The following is a 296-nucleotide window of genomic DNA, read 5'->3' on the forward strand; positions in this document are numbered from 1 at the left end:
ATGTCGCCCCACCAGATCTTGTCCTTGGTGATATCGTCCTTGACGATGAAGCGGTCCTTTGGCGACCGGCCCGTGAATTCCCCAGTGTTTACCGCCAACGCCCCTGAAGAGGCCTCTTTGCCCCTTCCATTGTCGACCGTGATGTCCTGGAGTTCTTCCGGGGACAATTGGTAGTGGATGTTGTTGGGGTTGAGGTTTAATTTTTCAAGCGACGCAATAACGTCGGCGGACGGTGATACGGACATGATTTCTTGTTCTGTTGATTTGTATATGCCTTCAAGAATATCAAAAAAATG

Annotated in this window: 1 protein-coding gene; it reads right to left on the reverse strand. The window is 49.7% G+C overall.

What is annotated here, in order from left to right:
• Window positions 1-245, reverse strand: a 245-nt coding sequence (locus K1F36_RS18705) for a phosphoenolpyruvate carboxykinase (ATP) (protein WP_220115147.1), incomplete at its 3' end; no start/stop codon positions are given.
• Window positions 246-296: the final 51 nt, after the last annotated feature.

Source organism: Flagellimonas abyssi (assembly GCF_019457905.1).
Taxonomy (GTDB): domain Bacteria; phylum Bacteroidota; class Bacteroidia; order Flavobacteriales; family Flavobacteriaceae; genus Flagellimonas; species Flagellimonas abyssi.